Here is a 15274-nt window from a genome sequence, read left to right as displayed (position 1 = left end):
GCTGGGCGGGATCGCGGCCGGTGCGGACGTAGGCGTCGATGTCGTCGCCGAAGACAATGGTTTCCCAGGCGGCGTTGTCGGGTTCGGTGAGCAGGTAGTAATAGAGGCCGGCTTTCTCGGCCAGCCGATGGATGAAGTCCAGATCGGACTCCTGATACTGGGTGACGAACTCCAGCTTGGGATAGGGATTGGGGTCTTGGCCGAACAAGGGGCGCAGCCGCCAGGCGATTTCATGGCCGCGATAGCCGTGGCGTCGCAGCACGGTTTCGATGATGTCCGGCACGGTTTGCTGCTGGAAGATGCGGGAGAAGCGGCCTTCGGCCAGGCGGGCGAGCTGGGATTCGACGCGGACCTGATACAGCGCCTCGTCGCGGCTGGCGCTGAGGCGCTGGGCATGGCTGACCACGCCGCGCCAACGGCGCAGCAGCTGGGGCGGGGTGTCGGGAAAGAGGGCGGCGTCCGGGTGGGGTCCGTGGATGGAGAACAGCGCGTAGCGGCCCAGCAGGGAGACGAGGTCGATGTCTTGCTGGGCGGAGGTGAAGCGGATGTCGGCGGCGAAGGGCCGGCCCAGGGTTTCGTCCAGGGTGAAGGATTCGACCGACAGCAGCTCGGCCGGCAGTTCGGCGATCTTCAAACGGTAATGATTTGAAGGCTGACTATTCAAAGGCATGGCAATTTCCTTTATTTAAAAACAGCGCATGTCAATGGCGATTCAGCCATGTTTAAACGTGGGTGTGAATCAGGAAAAGTCTGAAAATGCCGAGAAATGCTTGAGCTCAATCAAATGCGGCTCATTGGATGAAGTCAGGCGGTTTTGCTTGCTTGGCTTATAAAATAAATTTATTAATTATCTGTTTTGTGAGGAAAAATAAAGCGGGTTGTTCGGGGGGGGCTTGAAGCTGGGCCTGCGAGGGAGCGGAAAAAAAGCGGGCGCCGCAAAGCGACGCCCGCTGGAGACTTGATGACTTATTTGACGCTGACGCCGCTGAACTGATAATCGCCGAAGGGGCTGATCTTGAAGCCGTTCACTTCCTTGCGCATCGGCTGATTGATGATGGAGTGGGCGATGGTGGTCCACGGCAGATCGCGCTTGAAGAGGGTTTGCGCCTGCGAGTACAGCTTGGCGCGCTCGGCCTGGTCGTTCAGGGTTCGGGCCTTGATGATCAGCGCGTCGAACTCCTTATTGCAGTAGCGCGAGTAGTTGGAGCCGTTCACCGCCTCGCAGCTGAGCAGCACGCCCAGGAAGTTGTCCGGGCTGGCGTAGTCGCCGGTCCAGCCCATCAGGCCGGCGTCGTGCTCGCCGCGCTTCATCCGCTTCAGGTATTCGCCCCATTCATAGGACACGATCTTGGCCTTGACGCCGATCTTGGCCCAGTCGGACTGGATCATCTCCGCCATCAGTTTGGCGTTGGGGTTGTACGGCCGTTGCACCGGCATCGCCCACAAGCTCAGCTCGAAGCCGTTGGGGTAGCCGGCCTTGGCCAGCAGCGCCTTGGCGGCGGCCACATTATAGGGCGCGTTCTTCAGGCTCTTGTTGTAGGACCACAGCGAGGACGGGAAGGGGTTGCTGGCGGCCTGGCCCTGGCCCTGGTAGACCGCGTCTATGATGGCCTGGCGGTTGATCGCCATGTCCAGCGCCTGGCGCACCTCGCGCTTCTGGAACTGCGGCTTGTCCAGGTTGTAGCTGAGGTAGCCGATATTGAAACCGGGCGCGGTCAGCATTTTCAGCTTGGGATCGGTCTTCATCACCGCCAGATCGCTGGGGCGCGGATAGGACATGATCTGGCACTCGCCGGCCTTCATTTTCTGGTAGCGCACCGAGGGATCGGTGGCGATGGCGAACACCAGATTGTCCACCTTCACCGCGCTCTTGTCCCAGTAAGCCTTGTTGCCGGCGTAGCGGATCTGGGCGTCCTTCTGGTAGCGCTTGAAGATGAAGGGGCCGGTGCCCACCGGTTTCTGGTTGATGTCGGCGGCGCGGCCGGCCTTGAGCAGCTGCTCGGCGTATTCGGCGGACAGGATGGAGGCGAAGGGCATGGCGATCTTGATCGCCAGGTCGGCGTCCGGCGCTTTCAAGACGAAGCGCACCGTTTGCGCGTCCACTTTTTCCACGGCGCTGACGTTGCTGGCCAGGCCGGTGTCCACCGCGTAGGGGAATTCCGTGTTGTAGGCTTTGCGGAAGGGGTGGTTCTTGTCGAACATGCGCATGAAGGTGAACACCACGTCGTCGGCGTTGAAGTCGCGCGTCGGCTTGAAATAGTCGGTGGTGTGGAACTTCACGCCCTGGCGCAGCTTGAAGGTGTAGACCTTGCCGTCCGGCGAGGCGCTCCAGGAGGTGGCCAGGCTGGGAATGGCCTTGGTCGAGCCTTTCTCGAAACCCACCAGGCGGTCGAACAGCGCGTGGCCGGCCGCGTCGAAGGTGGTGCCTGAGGTGAACTGGGCGGAGTCGAAGCCGTCCGGGCTGGCTTCGGAGCAGTAGACCAGGGTGCCGGCGGCCTGGACGGAGACGGCGAAAGCGGCGCAGCAGGCCGCGGCCAACAATTGCGGTTGGATCTTTCTCATTGCTATTTCCCTATTTGCAGAGCGGTGAAGGGCGCGGACGCCTTCTTCATGAGTGCTTGGCAGGCCCTTGGGGGCTTTCTATTTGTTCATCTGTCCGATTCCCGCCGTTTTGGCGGCCCGGCATGCGTTTGGGATGCCCATTTGATGCCGGATTCAAGAGACTAAGGCGGGAACGGAAGACCCTGCCAGCATATAGATTGTTGCCCCGGCGTCAATCGTGCGCTGCGGCGTAAGCGCGCCCGCATTTGAGATTTTCGTTTCGACGAGCTGGGCGCATTTTAAGAATGATATTTAAAAACAGTTATTTGTGTCAGTTTTCAGGCGTTTCTGCATTGCGGCGGCAGGCATAAGATAGGGAGGCCTGCAAAAGGGCGTTTTTGTTTTCTCTTAAGCCAAGGAGAGCCAAATGCAAGCCAGCACGCAAGAAGCGGTGGTTGTGGTCAAACCCCGCAATCCGCGTCCGGTCCTGGTGCCGGTCCACTTGTAATCGGGTAGGAACGGGGCCGCCGTTTCAGGCGCAAAGCCCTGGGCCGATCCGGATTCCGCGCCGCCGGCTTGCCGGCGGCCGCGCTCATCTTTAAGAGGAGACTCCTTTGTGTCCCATCCGTCCGATCTTCGTTTTTGCCTGAACGGCGATGTGATTTCGCAATCGCCGCTGGTGGTCAAAACCGCCGGCGACGAGGAATTGGAGATTTCCGCAGGCCTTGCCAGCACGGAGGAGGTCAGCGCGCTGATGGCGCGCCTGGCCGGCGGCTGCAGCCAGCGGGACGCGGAGCGCCTCCTGCCGCGCCAGTCCGCCGACGAGGTGCGTCGTTTGCTGGTCAGCCTGGAAAACTACGGCGTGATCCGCCCGCTGGCGCCGGCGCGCGGCAAGACCGGGCTGGAAGTGCTGCTGGAGGTGGAGGACCTGTCCAACCGCCTGCTCTACCAGACGCTGTACCGCAATCCGTTCTGGACCCATTGCCAGAACGCCAGCCAGCCGGGGGATATTCCGGAGCGGGTGTTCCACGGCATGGTGATAGAGAACTATCACTTTTTGTTCCGCGAAAGCTATTTCGACGCGCCGGTGCTGTCCTATGTGCCCAATACCCAGGCGCGGCTGGCGATGAACGCCTTCTTCGCCGAGGAGTACGGCCACGACGAGCTGCTGCTGCAGGCCTTGAACCGCATCGGCATCAGCCGCGAGGACCTGGCGCACGCCGTGCCGCTGCCGCAGACCATGGCGCTGTGCAATGCGCTGGCCTATTGGTCGCACAACGATCCGCTGTTCTTCTTCACCACGCTGGGCATTTTGGAAGGCAAGGACATCCGTCAGGACTCCTTCCTGGACGCCGCTTACCGGCTGGGCGTGGACGCGGATTTCCTGCGCCCGGTGAAGGCGCACTCGGACATCAATCTGAAGGGCGAGCACGGCAGCCTGACCCGCAAGATCTTCGCGCAGATCCCGGTGGTGGATCAGGAAACGGCGCGGCGCCTGCTGGCGCAAACCCATTTGTTCGTCGAGCTCTACGACGCTTTCTACAGCGCGGTCTGGCGGCATTATCTGCACGCCGACACCTTGCTGCGCCGCATCGAGCATTACTGAGGAGGCATTATGCACGGCCCCGGCACCCATGATCTGTTTCGTTACCCGGCGCTGCGGCCCGGGGTGGAAATCCAGCCGCAGGACGGCGGCGTGGCCCTGCTGTACCGCGAGCAGTCCTGCGATCTGCAAGTGGCCGACGAAGGGCGGCTGCAATTGCTGGCCCTGCTGGACGATCTGCAGCGCGCGCCGGCCAGCATGTCGGCGCTGCGCGCCGCCCATCCGGAATTGGCGGGGACGATTCCCGGCCTGCTGGAGGAGTTGGACCGCCTGGGCCTGGTGACCGAGGCCAGCTTCGAATTGCCGGACGACGCGCTGTCCGGTTGCGAGTTCAACACCCGGCTGCGCAATCTGGCGCAAAGGGCGATGCGCAAGCGCGGCCATTCCCGGCTGTACGGCATGCTGTCCGACGGCAGCGCGCCGCGCAATGTGCTGATCGGCTACGCGCTGGAGTATTACTACCTGGTGCGCGCGGCGCCGGGCCTGATCGCCTCCGCGCTGTCGCACGCGGACAGCCGGCAGAACCAGCGCAGCATCCAGCGCTTCCTGGTGTCGGAGCTGGATCACGATCAGATGCTGGCCGAGAGCCTGGCCAGCGTGGACATGGAAGTGGAGGGCCTGGACCATCTGCAGCCCCTGCCGTCCACCTTCGCCTTGTGCGCGGCCTTGGGCGTGTTCGCGCGTCAGCATCTGCTGTCGTTCAAGAGCGTGTTGTTTCTGTTCGAGATGCCCGGCGACGAGTTCAACCGCGCGCTGGTGCGCTGTTGCGAACGCGCCGGACTGGACAAGGGCTTCTGGGAGCCGCTGCTGCGCCACGCCTACCTCAACGATACGCTGGGGCACGACGACATCACCTCCGAACTGCTGCAGGACATCAGCGCCATCAGCCGCGAGGAGCAGCTGGTGGTGGAGAAAAACCTGGTGCTGACCATAGAAACCATGGCGCTGCAGGACGAGGAAATCGTCGATTACTACAGCCGGCCGGACGCCTTGATGCCGCGGCTCTATTTGTAATCCCCCGCAGTAGTCCTCGAGACGGCAGCCAAGGAGAGAACGATGGAAGCCTGGCAAGTCACCCATTATCGCGCGCCCCACCTGGTGCCCTTCAGCGCCCATCTGGCCGACGACGGCCAGACCGTGGTGCTGGCGGCGGACGCCAAGGAGTATGAAATCCAGTTTTCCGGCGTGGACGGCGGCCGGGTGCTGGACAGCGTGCTGGCGATGGCCAATCCGGACGCGGAAATCTGGTTCGACATCCACGCCGGATCGGCGCCGTCCTGGCAGCTGTCGCTGGCGGAACAGCTGGACGCGCTGTCGCTGATCCGCGACGCGCCGGCGGACCCGGCGGCGCTGGAGCGGCAGCGCCGGCAGTGGGAGGCGCTGAGCCGCCGCTGCGTGGACAAGTTGTTGGCGGCCACCGCCGGCGCGGCGCGCGGCGCTTACGCGCCGGTGGTGCTGAACATGCTGCGCCTGCTGGACGAGCCGGCGCCGCAGGCTGACGCCTTTTGCATAGACGAGGCGGGCGCGCCGGAGTGGCGGGACAATTTCGCGCTGCAAACCTTCTATCTGCAAAAGCTGTACCTGGCCGACAATCTGCCGCAGGCGCTGACGCTGTGGCGGCGGGTGCTCAACGGCTTCGCCGACGGGGCCGGCTTCGTCGGGCTCAGCCGCCGCGAGGCCGGCGCGGCGGAGATGCCGGCCAGCGAAGGCTTTTACTGCCCGGCGCATCTGGAGGCCTATGCGCTGTGCCTGGTGGATCTGCTGCTGCTGGCGCCCAAGCCCGAGGCGCGGCGGCGGCTCCTCCGCCGCGAGCCGGCCTCGGCGGTGGACAGCGGCGTCAACTTCATGCGCCGCGCCGAGCAGTTTGCGCTGGACGGCCTGGCCGAGCTGGGCGAATCGCGCTATGTGCGCAGGGTGAACGCCGCCGACGCCGGCTTCGGCCCCCTGGTGCAAGGCCTGTTCATCGAGCAATACCACGTCACCCAGCGCTTCGTGGAAATCATCGCGCCGCTGATGACCAAGCGGCTGCGCAGCCCGCTGAAGCAACGGGTCTACCGTTATTTCCAGGAGGAGCTGGGCCACGAAGTCTACGAGCGCGCCACCTGCGAAGCGCTGGGCGTGCCGCCGGCCTGGCTGGACCAGGCGCTGCCGCTGCCCTTGTTCCAGGCCTATGTCGACGCCTTCACCGTGCTGGGCCGTTACGACCCCATCGGCTATCTGAGCTCCATCATGGTCACCGAGGGCATGTTGGGCGTGGACAATCCGGTGCACGAGCGGCTGGAGTCGCTGGTGGAGTTCCGCGCCGATTACCAGCGCGTGGCCAAGCGCCACGACGATTTGAATCTGGAGCTCAACCACGCCGCCTTGTCCCGGCTGTTCTTCCGCGAAATCAGCGCCTTGTCGCCGCGGACGCAGCAGCGCGCAGAGGCCAATCTGGCGTATCTGCTGGAGCTCAATCTGCGGGCGATGGACCAGGTGGCGGACTTCTACGGTCCGCAGGCGCAGCTGGCCGTCTGCTCGCTGGACGGCTATGCCGTCGCCGGCTGAACGCGCGGCGACGCAAGCCGCCTACGCCGCCAGCGTCAATCCGGCCTGGCTGGAAACGCTGAGGCAGTGCGGGCTGGACGCCCGGCCGCTGGAGGCGGAGGGCGCTTGGCTGCGGCTGGAGGACGGCCGGCGCTGGCTGGACTTCGTCGCCGGCTACGGCGCGGCGGCGCTGGGACATCGCCCGCGGGCGCTGCTGTCCGGCCTGGCGGAAGACCTGTTCGATCCCGCGCCCAATCTGCATCCGCTGGGCTTTTCCGGCCTGGCCGGCGATCTGGCCGCGGCGCTGCTGACGCTGGCCGGCTTCGCCGACGGCAAGGCCCTGTTCGCCAGCACCGGCGCGGAGGCGGTGGAGGGCGCGCTGAAGCTGGCGCGGATGGCCGGCGGCCGGCGGCGCGCCTTGAGTTTCGACGGCGGCTTTCACGGGCTGACCCTGGAAGCCACCGAATTGGCCGGCGGCGATTTCTGGCGGCAGGGCCTGCCGCGGCGCGAGGACTGCGCGGTCTTGCCCTGGGGCGATCTGGCCGCGGCGGCGGCGGAGCTGGCGCGCGGCGACGTGGCCGCGGTGCTGCTGGAGCCGGTGCAGGGCAGCGCCGGCGCGCGCGCCTGGCGCGGCGAGGATCTGGCCGAGCTGGCCGCCTTGTGCCGCCGCCACGGCGCGCGGCTGATCTACGACGAGGCGCTGTCCGGCCTGGGCCGCTGCGGCGCCTGGTTCGCCTATCAGGCGCTGGGCGCGCCGGCGCCGGACCTGCTGATTGTCGCCAAGGGCCTGAGCGGCGGCGTGCTGCCGGTGTCGGCGCTGCTGTTCCGCCAAGACATTTACCAGGCGGTGTTCGCCCGGCCCGGCTGCGCCAAAATCCACGGCTCCACCTTCGGCGGCAACCGGCTGGCCTTGAGCTGCGGCCTGCGCATGCTGGAGCTGTTGCGCCAGCTGGACGCGCCGGCGCGGGCGCGGGAGAGCGGCAGGGCCTTGCGGCGGCGTTGGCGGGAGGCCGGGCTGGAGGGCTTCGAGCTGGAGGGCCAGGGCCTGATGCTGGCGCTGCGCGCCGGTCCGGCGGCGCAAGACCGGCTGGGCGAGGGCGCCGCTGGCCTGCTGTGGCTGCAATTGCTGCAAGAAGGCGTGCTGACGGTGCCGGCGGCGCACGACGCCGCCGCGCTGCGCTTGCTGCCGCCCTTGAATGTGGCGGAAGCCGAGTTGGACTTTTTCCTGGAAGCCTGCCGGCGCGCCATCGCCGCGCTGGAACAAGAGGCGACGACATCATGAAGATACGACACGTATTGCTGGCGGTGCTGGTGGCGGCCATCTGGGGCCTGAGCTTCATCGTGGTGAAGATAGGGCTGACCGAGTGTCCGCCGCTTTTGCTGGCGGCGCTGCGCTTCGTGGTGGTGTTCGCGGTCGGGGCCTGGTGGTTCACGCGGCCGTCCTTGCCCTGGCGCTGGTATCTGCGCGCCGGGCTGTGCCTGGGCGTGATCCAGTTCGCCGGCCTGTTTTCCGCCATCAAGCTGGGCATGCCGGCCGGCATCGTGTCGGTGCTGGCCCAGTTGCAGGTGTTCATCACCTTGCTGCTGGCCAGTCTGCTGCTGGGCGAAACGCGCTCCCGGCTGCAAAAGGCGGTGATGGCGCTGGCGTTGCTGGGCGTCTTGCTGCTGGGCTACGCCCGTTACCAGGACGCCTTGCCCTTGCTGCCGCTGGCGCTGGCCTTGATCGGCTCGGCCGGCTTCGCCTGGGGCAATGTGGAGCTCAAGCGCGCCGGCAAGGTGGACATGTTCGCCTTCACCGTGTGGATGAGCCTGGTGCCGCCGCTGCCCCTGCTGCTGCTGTCCTTCGCGCTGGAGGGCGGACCGGCGGCGGCCTGGAGCGCCGTGGCCGGCTTCGGCTGGACCGCCACGCTGGCGCTGTTGTTCCTGGCCCTGGTCGGCACCCTGTTCGCGCTGGGCAGCTGGGGCAAGCTGCTCAGCCTGTATCCGGCCACGCTGGTGGCACCGTTTTCGCTGCTCAGCCCGGTTTTCGGCCTGCTGGGCGGCTATTGGATCCTGCATGAACATTACGACGCGCTCAGCATCGTCGCGTCGGCCTTGATCGTCGCCGCGCTGGCCTTGAACACTTACGCCGGCAAACTGGACGCCGCGCGCGGCTGGCTGGCCGTCCAACTGAACAAGAGGACCGCGCCGCGATGAAGGAGGCCGAACTGGAGATTTCCACCGACAAGCACCGGCTGGACCTGGCGCTGATCCACGCCTTCTTGCACGATCACGCGCCCTGGGCCAAGGGCATTTCGCGCGCCACGGTGGAGCAGGCCATCGCCGGCTCGCTGTGCTTCGGCGCCTATTTGGACGGGCGGCAAGTGGGCTTCGCCCGCGTGGTGACCGATCTGGCCACCTTCGGCTATCTGTGCGACGTGTTCGTGACGCCGGAGCACCGCGGCCGCGGCTATGCGCGGCAGCTGATGCGCGGCGTCGCGGCCGAGCCGGCCTTGGCCCGGCTGCGTCGCATCGTGCTGGTGACCTCCAACGCCCACGCGGTCTACCGGCCCTTCGGCTTCGCCGCGCTGGAACACCCGGAGCGCTATATGGAGCTGCACCGGCCGGATGTCTACCAGGGCTAGCCGGTCAGCGCGTCCAGAGACTCAGGCAAGACCTGGCCGCCGTCCACGATCAGGGTCTGGCCGGTGATGAAGCCCGCCTCCTTGCTGGCGAAGAACAACGCGGCGTTGGCGATGTCGTCCACGCTGCCCAGCCGCCGCAGCGGCACCGCCGCCGCCATCTTGTCCAGATAGTCCTCGCCCAGCTCGCGCAGCCCCTCGGTCAGCACATTGCCCGGCATCACCGCGTTGATGGTGATGTCGTCGCGCGCCAGCTCCAGCGCTGCGCTGCGCATGAAGCCCAGTTGCGCGGCCTTGCTGGCGCCGTAATGGCTCCAGCCGGCGTAGCCGGTGACCGGGCCGGTGATGGAGGAGGTCAGGATCACGCGGCCGTATTCGGCCTGGCGCAGATAGGGCAGCGCCGCCTGCACGCAAAGGAAGTTGCCGCGCACATTGGTGTGCTGCACCTGATCCCATTCCTCCGCGCTCATGCTCTCCAGCGGCGCGGACGGGAAGATGCCGGCGTTGCAGCACAGCACGTCCAGGCCGTTGGACGCGGCGGTGTCCGCCAGCAGGCGGGCCACGTCTTCGGGACGGGCCACGTCGGCGACGCGGCCGACGGCGTTCAGGCCGTCGGCGCGCAGGCGGGCCAGCGCGGCGTCCAGCTTGTCCCGGCTGCGGCCGCTGATGGTGACGCGCGCGCCGGCGCGGGCGAAGGCCCGGGCCAGGCCCAGGCCGATGCCGGCGGTGCCGCCGGTGATGAGAACGTTTTTGTCTTGAAGCGGGGTCAACATGATGAATCTCCTTGTGGGGGATGGCGATGTCGATGGCGTTAGCGCAGCTCGGGATGGCCGCGCAGCCGCTCCGCCATCAGTTCGATGAAGGCGCGGGTCTTGGCCGAGGCCAGCCGGCCTTCCTGATGCAGGATGTGGATGGGCTGGCTGGCATCGTCGTATTCGGCCAGCAGCGGCAGCAATTGGCCGGCGGCCAATTGCGGCGCCACTTGATAAGACAGCAGGCGGGTGACGCCGAGCCCGGCCGCGGCGGCGGCGATGGCCGCCTCGTTGTTGCTGACGGTGAGCCGGGGTTTGAGGCGGACGCTCAGCGGCTTGCCGCCGTCGCTGAAGCGCCATTCGTGGCAGGAGCCCACGCCGCGCGAGGCGATCAGCGCGTGGCGCTGCAAATCCGCCGGGGTGAGCGGAACGCCGCGCTCGGCGAGATAGGCCGGCGACGCGCAGACCACCCGCCGCACCTGGCCGACGCGCAGGGCGCGCAGATTGGAGTCCGGCAGTTCGCCGATGCGGATGGCCACGTCCACGCCTTCTTCCAGCAGATTGACCACCCGGTCCAGCAGCAAGGCGTCCACCGTCACCTCGGGATGGCGGCGCAGGTAGTCGTTGATGCCCGGCATCACGTAGCGCAAGCCGAACAAGGCCGGCGCGGTGACGGTCAGCAAACCGCGCGGCGGCGCCTTGCCGCCGGAGGCGGCTTCGTCCGCCTCGTCCGCGGAGGCGATCACCCGGCGCGCGTCCTCCAGATAACGCTGGCCGGCCTCGGTGACGCGCACATGGCGGGTGCTGCGGTTGAGCAGGCGGGCTTGCAGCCGCGTCTCCAGCGCCGCCACCGCGCGCGTCACCGCCGGCGGCGACATGCCCAGCTTGCGCGCCGCGCCGGCAAAGCTTTCCGCTTCCGCCACCGCGATGAATACGGTCATCAAGTGCAATCGATCCATGTTTTTTGCCGTGATTGTTGCAATGGGCGAAACAGAGCATTGTGGGCCGGGGGCGGGAAGGCGGCAAGTGGCCGTTGGGACGGCGCCGCGCGCGTTCCTTATAGGGCGGAGCGGCGGAGCGCGGCCGGCTTATCCATTTGGTTTGACGTGAACGGAAAGAAATAAAGCGTTTTCAAGGCCTTGTCCTTGTCTGTCAAGTGCGGCGAAGTACATTAGAAAATTTGCATGTTCGATACAAACAGTGTTATAACTTATTAGGTTTTTCATCAGGCGCACACCGCGCCACTCAAAATCGACGGTTTCGCGCCGTCGAGCCTCGCCTTAAACGCACCTCATGTCCGGCCCGCGCCGGACGTCTATTTACTGGCAGCTCTCTAGTTGTCGCGATCATTACAGCGGATCGCCGTGGCCTTGCCGGCCATTGCTTTCGCCAAGGAGGACGCAGATGCACAAAAGAGCGTTTAGCAAGCGCAGCATGATCGGGCTGATCCTGGTCGCCGTAGCGGCGGCGGGATTGATTTACGGTGTAAGCCCAGCCGTATGGACCGAGTACCGGGAAGATCTGATCTACCTGGGCCGGCAGCATCTCTATCTGGTGGGCGTCTCCATGGCGCTGGCTCTCGCGGTGGGCCTGCCCAGCGGCGTGCTGCTCAGCCGTCAGCGGCTGCGGGGCAGCGCCGAGCACTGGATGCAGATTTTCAATATCGGCAACACCCTGCCGCCCATGGCGGTGCTGGCGCTGGCGATGGCCTTGGTCGGCATCGGCGACGCGCCGGCCATCGTGGCGCTGTTCCTGGCGTCCTTGCTGCCCATCGTGCGCAATACCTACGCCGGCCTGGCCGGCCTGCAGCCGGCCTTGCTGGAGGCCGCCGACGCGCTGGGCATGACCCCGCGTCAACGGCTGTGGCGGGTGGAGCTGCCCAACGCCTTGCCGGTGATTCTGACCGGCGTGCGGGTGGCGCTGGCGCTGAACGTGGGCACCGCGCCGCTGGCCTTCCTGATCGGCGCCAGCAGCTACGGCGAACTGATCTTCCCCGGCATCTACCTGAACAACCACACCGCGCTGCTGCTGGGCGCCGGCGGCACCGCGCTGATCGCGCTGACGCTGGACCTGACGCTGGCCGGCCTGGGCCGCCTGGCCGCCGCCCGCGGCCTGGCCTGATTCGAACCCCCTTGTCGCCCGTTCCGGCGGGCGCTCGCACGGAGGACCCCTATGACAAAAGCACTTTCCTTTTCGCCCTGGCGTCGGCTGGCGCGCCGCGCGCTGACGCTGGCGGCCTTGCTGACCGCCGCGCCGGCCTTCGCCGCCGGCCTGGTGCTGGGCAGCAAGAACTTCACCGAACAGCATCTGCTGTCCGACATCACCACACAGTACCTGGGCAGCAAGGGCTACCAGGTCACGCAAAAGCCGGACCTGGCGACGGTGATCCTGCGCAACGCGCTGGAAAACCGCCAGCTGGATCTGGTGTGGGATTACACCGGCACCGGCCTGATCATCCATCACGGCATCCAGAAGAAAATGAGCAATGAGGAGGCTTACGCCACGGTCAAGAAGCTGGACGAGCCCCTGGGGCTGATCTGGCTGAACCCGGCTCCGCTCAACAACACGTATGCGCTGGCGATGAAGCGCGTGCGCGCCGAAGCCGAGGGCGTGCGCACGCTGTCCGATCTGGCGCGGCGGGTCAATGAAAACAACGGTTCGTCCAAACGCTGGCAGCTGGGCTTCGACATGGAGTTCGCCGGGCGTCCGGACGGCCTCAAGCCGATGCAGCAGCTGTACGGCATGGAATTGAGCCGGCCGCAGATCCGCCAGATGGACCCGGGCCTGGTTTACAACGCCATCCGCGACGGCTTCGTCGACGCCGGCCTGGTCTACACCACCGACGGCCGCGTCAAGGGCTTCGACCTGGTGGTGCTGCAGGACGACATGGGCTATTTCCCGGCTTACGCCGCCACGCCGGTGGTGCGCCGCGACACGCTGGAACGCAACCCCGGCCTGGCCGAGGAACTGAACAAGCTGGCCGCGCTGCTGGACAACGACACCATGTCCGAGCTCAACGCCAAAGTGGACATCGAACACCGTCCGGTGAAGGAAGTCGCCAGCGAATTCCTGCGCCAGCGCGGCCTGATCTAAAGGAGGCCGCATGGAAACCCTATTGCAAACCTGCCAGTTCATCTGGCAAGACCTGCCGCAAATCGCCGCCTTGGCGGAACAACATCTGAGGCTGGTGGGCATCGCTGTCGGTTTGGCGGTGGTGCTGGGCGTGCCCCTGGGCGTGCTGATCGTCCGCTTTCAGGCGCTGGCCGGCCTGGTGCTGGGCCTGGCCACCGTGGTGCTGACCATTCCGGCCATCGCCTTGTTCGGCCTGATGGTGCCGCTGTTTTCCATGATCGGGCAGGGCATCGGCGCGGTGCCGGCCATTACCGCCGCCTTCCTGTACTCCCTGCTGCCCATCGTGCGCAACACCCACACCGCGCTGACCCATCTGGAGCCCGGCGTGAGAGAAGCCGGCCGCGGCCTGGGCCTGACCTTCTGGCAGCGCCTGCGCTGGGTGGAACTGCCGCTGGCCACGCCGCTGATCTTCGGCGGCATCCGCACCGCGGTGGTGCTGAACATCGGCGTGATGGCGATTGCCGCCATCGTCGGCGCCGGCGGCCTGGGCACTTTGATATTGCACGGCATCAGCCAGAGCGACATTCGCAAGCTGATCGCCGGCGCGGTGGCGGTGAGCGTGCTCGCCGTCGCGATGGATTGGTTGTTGCTGCGCGCTCAGCGCGCGCTGACCCCGAAAGGAATTCGTTGATGATTGAACTGCAAAATCTCTGCAAGCAATTTACCCAGAAAAACGGCCAGGTCTTCCAGGCGGTGGACAAGGTCAATCTGCACGTGCCGGAAGGCGAAATCTGCGTGCTGCTGGGCCCGTCCGGCTGCGGCAAGACCACCACCATGAAAATGATCAACCGCCTGATCGAGCCCACCTCGGGCAAGGTGCTGATCAACGGCGAGGACACCGCCGGCATAGACAGCGTGACGCTGCGCCGCCAGATCGGCTACGTGATCCAGCAGATCGGCCTGTTCCCCAATATGACCATCGAGGACAACATCACCGTGGTGCCTCGGATGCTGGGCTGGGACAAGAAGCGCTGCCGCGAGCGGGCGCGCGAACTGATGAGCATGGTGGCTCTGGACCCCAACCGCTTCTTGCAACGTTATCCGCGCGAGATGTCCGGCGGCCAGCAGCAGCGCATCGGCGTAATCCGCGCGCTGGCGGCCGACGCGCCGGTCTTGCTGATGGACGAGCCCTTCGGCGCGGTGGACCCGATCAACCGCGAACAGATCCAGAACGAGTTCCTGCAAATGCAACGCCAACTGGGCAAGACCGTGATGCTGGTCAGCCACGACATCGACGAAGCGATCAAGCTGGGCGATCGCATCGCCGTGTTCCGTCAGGGCCGCATGGTGCAGTGCGCCGGCTCCGACGAGATCCTGGCGCGTCCGGCGGACGATTTCGTCGCCAGCTTCGTCGGCCAGGACCGCACGCTCAAGCGCTTGCTGCTGGTGCAGGCCGGCGAGGTGGCGGATCAGCAGGAAACGCTGACCGCGCGGCTGGATACGCCGCTGGCGGCCGCTTACGGCCTGATGGACGACAACGACCTGATGCACCTGACCGTGGTGGACGCGGACGGACAGCCCTTGGGCTTTGTCCGGCGCCGCGACGCGCGCGGCGCGGACGGCGTGTGCGCGGACAAGATCAAGCCGGTGAGCGTGACCGCGGCGGCGGGCGAAAACCTGCGCGTGGTGCTGTCCCGCCTGTACGAGCACAATCTGACCTGGATGCCGGTGCTGGACGACGACGGCCGCTACAACGGCGAAGTGTCGCAAGACTACATCGCCGGCTATCTGAACTCGGGCCGCACCTCGACGCGCGGCGCGCGTCAGCCGGCGGGCTGAGGCGGGAAGGGCGGAGAGTCAGACCGATGGCTCTCCGTCGGCCGGGTCCGCTTCCGGCGAGTGGCTCAACAAATCTCCTGGCTGGCAGCCCAGCTGCCGGCACAGCGCATCCAGCGTGTCCAGGCGCAGGCTCTTGACCTTGCCCAGCTTCAACAGCGACAGATTGTGCGGCGTGATGCCGATGGCCCGCGCCAGATCCTTGGATTTGATCTTGCGTTGCGCCAGCATGACGTCCAGCGTGATCACGATAGCCATGCCGGTCTCCCCAGGGTTTTTAATGTCTTTTCCAACAGCGGCTTACAGGCTTATGTGGGGAAACA

15 protein-coding genes are annotated in these 15274 nt (G+C 66.1%); 10 read left to right on the top strand and 5 right to left on the bottom strand.

Features of this window, described 5'->3' with window-relative positions:
• Positions 1–670, bottom strand: a 670-nt coding sequence (locus ACODRW_RS11495) for a contractile injection system protein, VgrG/Pvc8 family (RefSeq protein WP_488905790.1), incomplete at its 3' end; no start/stop codon positions are given.
• 296 nt (positions 671–966) lie between these two features.
• Positions 967–2562, bottom strand: coding sequence for an ABC transporter substrate-binding protein (locus tag ACODRW_RS11490; protein WP_107799037.1), 1596 nt, complete (start codon positions 2560–2562; stop codon positions 967–969).
• Between the two features lie 595 nt (positions 2563–3157).
• On the opposite strand from ACODRW_RS11490, the gene ACODRW_RS11485 reads away from it, so the two are divergent.
• The 6 genes from ACODRW_RS11485 to ACODRW_RS11460 are packed head-to-tail and all read left to right on the top strand — an operon-like array spanning position 3158 to position 9294.
• Complete coding sequence (locus ACODRW_RS11485; protein WP_199225850.1) at positions 3158–4147, top strand: iron-containing redox enzyme family protein; 990 nt, start codon at positions 3158–3160, stop codon at positions 4145–4147.
• Positions 4148–4156: 9 nt separating this feature from the next.
• Positions 4157–5158 carry a TenA family protein gene (locus tag ACODRW_RS11480; protein WP_107799038.1) on the top strand — a complete coding sequence of 334 codons (1002 nt, stop codon included), beginning with the start codon at positions 4157–4159 and terminating at the stop codon, positions 5156–5158.
• A 42-nt stretch (positions 5159–5200) separates the two neighbouring features.
• A complete protein-coding gene (locus ACODRW_RS11475) occupies positions 5201–6691 on the top strand; it encodes a hypothetical protein (RefSeq protein ID WP_488905789.1) in 1491 nt (496 codons plus the stop codon).
• Positions 6675–7952: an aspartate aminotransferase family protein gene (locus ACODRW_RS11470; protein WP_488905788.1), complete on the top strand. Its 1278-nt coding sequence runs from the start codon at positions 6675–6677 to the stop codon at positions 7950–7952. The genes ACODRW_RS11475 and ACODRW_RS11470 overlap by 17 nt, the downstream gene beginning before the upstream one ends.
• Positions 7949–8866 carry an EamA family transporter gene (locus ACODRW_RS11465; protein ID WP_227103205.1) on the top strand — a complete coding sequence of 306 codons (918 nt, stop codon included), beginning with the start codon at positions 7949–7951 and terminating at the stop codon, positions 8864–8866. Before ACODRW_RS11470 ends, ACODRW_RS11465 begins: the two co-directional genes overlap by 4 nt.
• On the top strand, positions 8863–9294 hold the full coding sequence (locus ACODRW_RS11460) for a GNAT family N-acetyltransferase (protein WP_227103203.1): 432 nt from the start codon (positions 8863–8865) through the stop codon (positions 9292–9294). The genes ACODRW_RS11465 and ACODRW_RS11460 overlap by 4 nt, the downstream gene beginning before the upstream one ends.
• On the opposite strand, the gene fabG is transcribed toward ACODRW_RS11460, so the two are convergent.
• Both fabG and ACODRW_RS11450 read right to left on the bottom strand, forming a co-directional pair.
• Positions 9291–10064: a 3-oxoacyl-ACP reductase FabG gene (fabG, locus tag ACODRW_RS11455; RefSeq protein WP_107799043.1), complete on the bottom strand. Its 774-nt coding sequence runs from the start codon at positions 10062–10064 to the stop codon at positions 9291–9293. The genes ACODRW_RS11460 and fabG overlap by 4 nt on opposite strands.
• A gap of 38 nt (positions 10065–10102) precedes the next feature.
• The gene (locus ACODRW_RS11450; protein WP_235088557.1) at positions 10103–11002 is read right to left on the bottom strand and encodes a LysR family transcriptional regulator; all 900 of its coding nucleotides are present in this window, start codon (positions 11000–11002) and stop codon (positions 10103–10105) included.
• Positions 11003–11447: 445 nt separating this feature from the next.
• Between ACODRW_RS11450 and ACODRW_RS11445 the strand changes: the two genes are divergently transcribed.
• The 4 genes from ACODRW_RS11445 to ACODRW_RS11430 are packed head-to-tail and all read left to right on the top strand — an operon-like array spanning position 11448 to position 14954.
• Positions 11448–12164: an ABC transporter permease gene (locus tag ACODRW_RS11445; protein WP_107799045.1), complete on the top strand. Its 717-nt coding sequence runs from the start codon at positions 11448–11450 to the stop codon at positions 12162–12164.
• A 51-nt stretch (positions 12165–12215) separates the two neighbouring features.
• Positions 12216–13136 carry a glycine betaine ABC transporter substrate-binding protein gene (locus tag ACODRW_RS11440; protein ID WP_227103200.1) on the top strand — a complete coding sequence of 307 codons (921 nt, stop codon included), beginning with the start codon at positions 12216–12218 and terminating at the stop codon, positions 13134–13136.
• A 10-nt stretch (positions 13137–13146) separates the two neighbouring features.
• Positions 13147–13806: an ABC transporter permease gene (locus ACODRW_RS11435; RefSeq protein ID WP_107799047.1), complete on the top strand. Its 660-nt coding sequence runs from the start codon at positions 13147–13149 to the stop codon at positions 13804–13806.
• On the top strand, positions 13806–14954 hold the full coding sequence (locus ACODRW_RS11430) for an osmoprotectant ABC transporter ATP-binding protein OsmV (protein WP_107799048.1): 1149 nt from the start codon (positions 13806–13808) through the stop codon (positions 14952–14954). The genes ACODRW_RS11435 and ACODRW_RS11430 overlap by 1 nt, the downstream gene beginning before the upstream one ends.
• 18 nt (positions 14955–14972) lie before the next feature.
• Here the strand turns inward: ACODRW_RS11430 and ACODRW_RS11425 are convergent, their stop codons facing one another.
• On the bottom strand, positions 14973–15209 hold the full coding sequence (locus tag ACODRW_RS11425) for a helix-turn-helix domain-containing protein (protein WP_107799049.1): 237 nt from the start codon (positions 15207–15209) through the stop codon (positions 14973–14975).
• Positions 15210–15274 lie beyond the last annotated feature (65 nt).

The sequence above is a fragment of the Chromobacterium sp. FG89 genome, assembly GCF_057808735.1.
This window is presented reverse-complemented; position numbering and strand designations above follow the sequence as displayed.

Coding starts and splice junctions, on each gene's coding strand:
- ACODRW_RS11475 (WP_488905789.1), top strand. CDS start 5,201: ATGGAAGCCTGGCAAGTCACCCATTATCGCGCGCCCCACCTGGTGCCC.
- ACODRW_RS11480 (WP_107799038.1), top strand. CDS start 4,157: ATGCACGGCCCCGGCACCCATGATCTGTTTCGTTACCCGGCGCTGCGG.
- ACODRW_RS11450 (WP_235088557.1), bottom strand. CDS start 11,002: ATGGATCGATTGCACTTGATGACCGTATTCATCGCGGTGGCGGAAGCG.
- fabG (WP_107799043.1), bottom strand. CDS start 10,064: ATGTTGACCCCGCTTCAAGACAAAAACGTTCTCATCACCGGCGGCACC.
- ACODRW_RS11470 (WP_488905788.1), top strand. CDS start 6,675: ATGCCGTCGCCGGCTGAACGCGCGGCGACGCAAGCCGCCTACGCCGCC.
- ACODRW_RS11440 (WP_227103200.1), top strand. CDS start 12,216: ATGACAAAAGCACTTTCCTTTTCGCCCTGGCGTCGGCTGGCGCGCCGC.
- ACODRW_RS11425 (WP_107799049.1), bottom strand. CDS start 15,209: ATGGCTATCGTGATCACGCTGGACGTCATGCTGGCGCAACGCAAGATC.
- ACODRW_RS11465 (WP_227103205.1), top strand. CDS start 7,949: ATGAAGATACGACACGTATTGCTGGCGGTGCTGGTGGCGGCCATCTGG.
- ACODRW_RS11460 (WP_227103203.1), top strand. CDS start 8,863: ATGAAGGAGGCCGAACTGGAGATTTCCACCGACAAGCACCGGCTGGAC.
- ACODRW_RS11435 (WP_107799047.1), top strand. CDS start 13,147: ATGGAAACCCTATTGCAAACCTGCCAGTTCATCTGGCAAGACCTGCCG.
- ACODRW_RS11430 (WP_107799048.1), top strand. CDS start 13,806: ATGATTGAACTGCAAAATCTCTGCAAGCAATTTACCCAGAAAAACGGC.
- ACODRW_RS11490 (WP_107799037.1), bottom strand. CDS start 2,562: ATGAGAAAGATCCAACCGCAATTGTTGGCCGCGGCCTGCTGCGCCGCT.
- ACODRW_RS11445 (WP_107799045.1), top strand. CDS start 11,448: ATGCACAAAAGAGCGTTTAGCAAGCGCAGCATGATCGGGCTGATCCTG.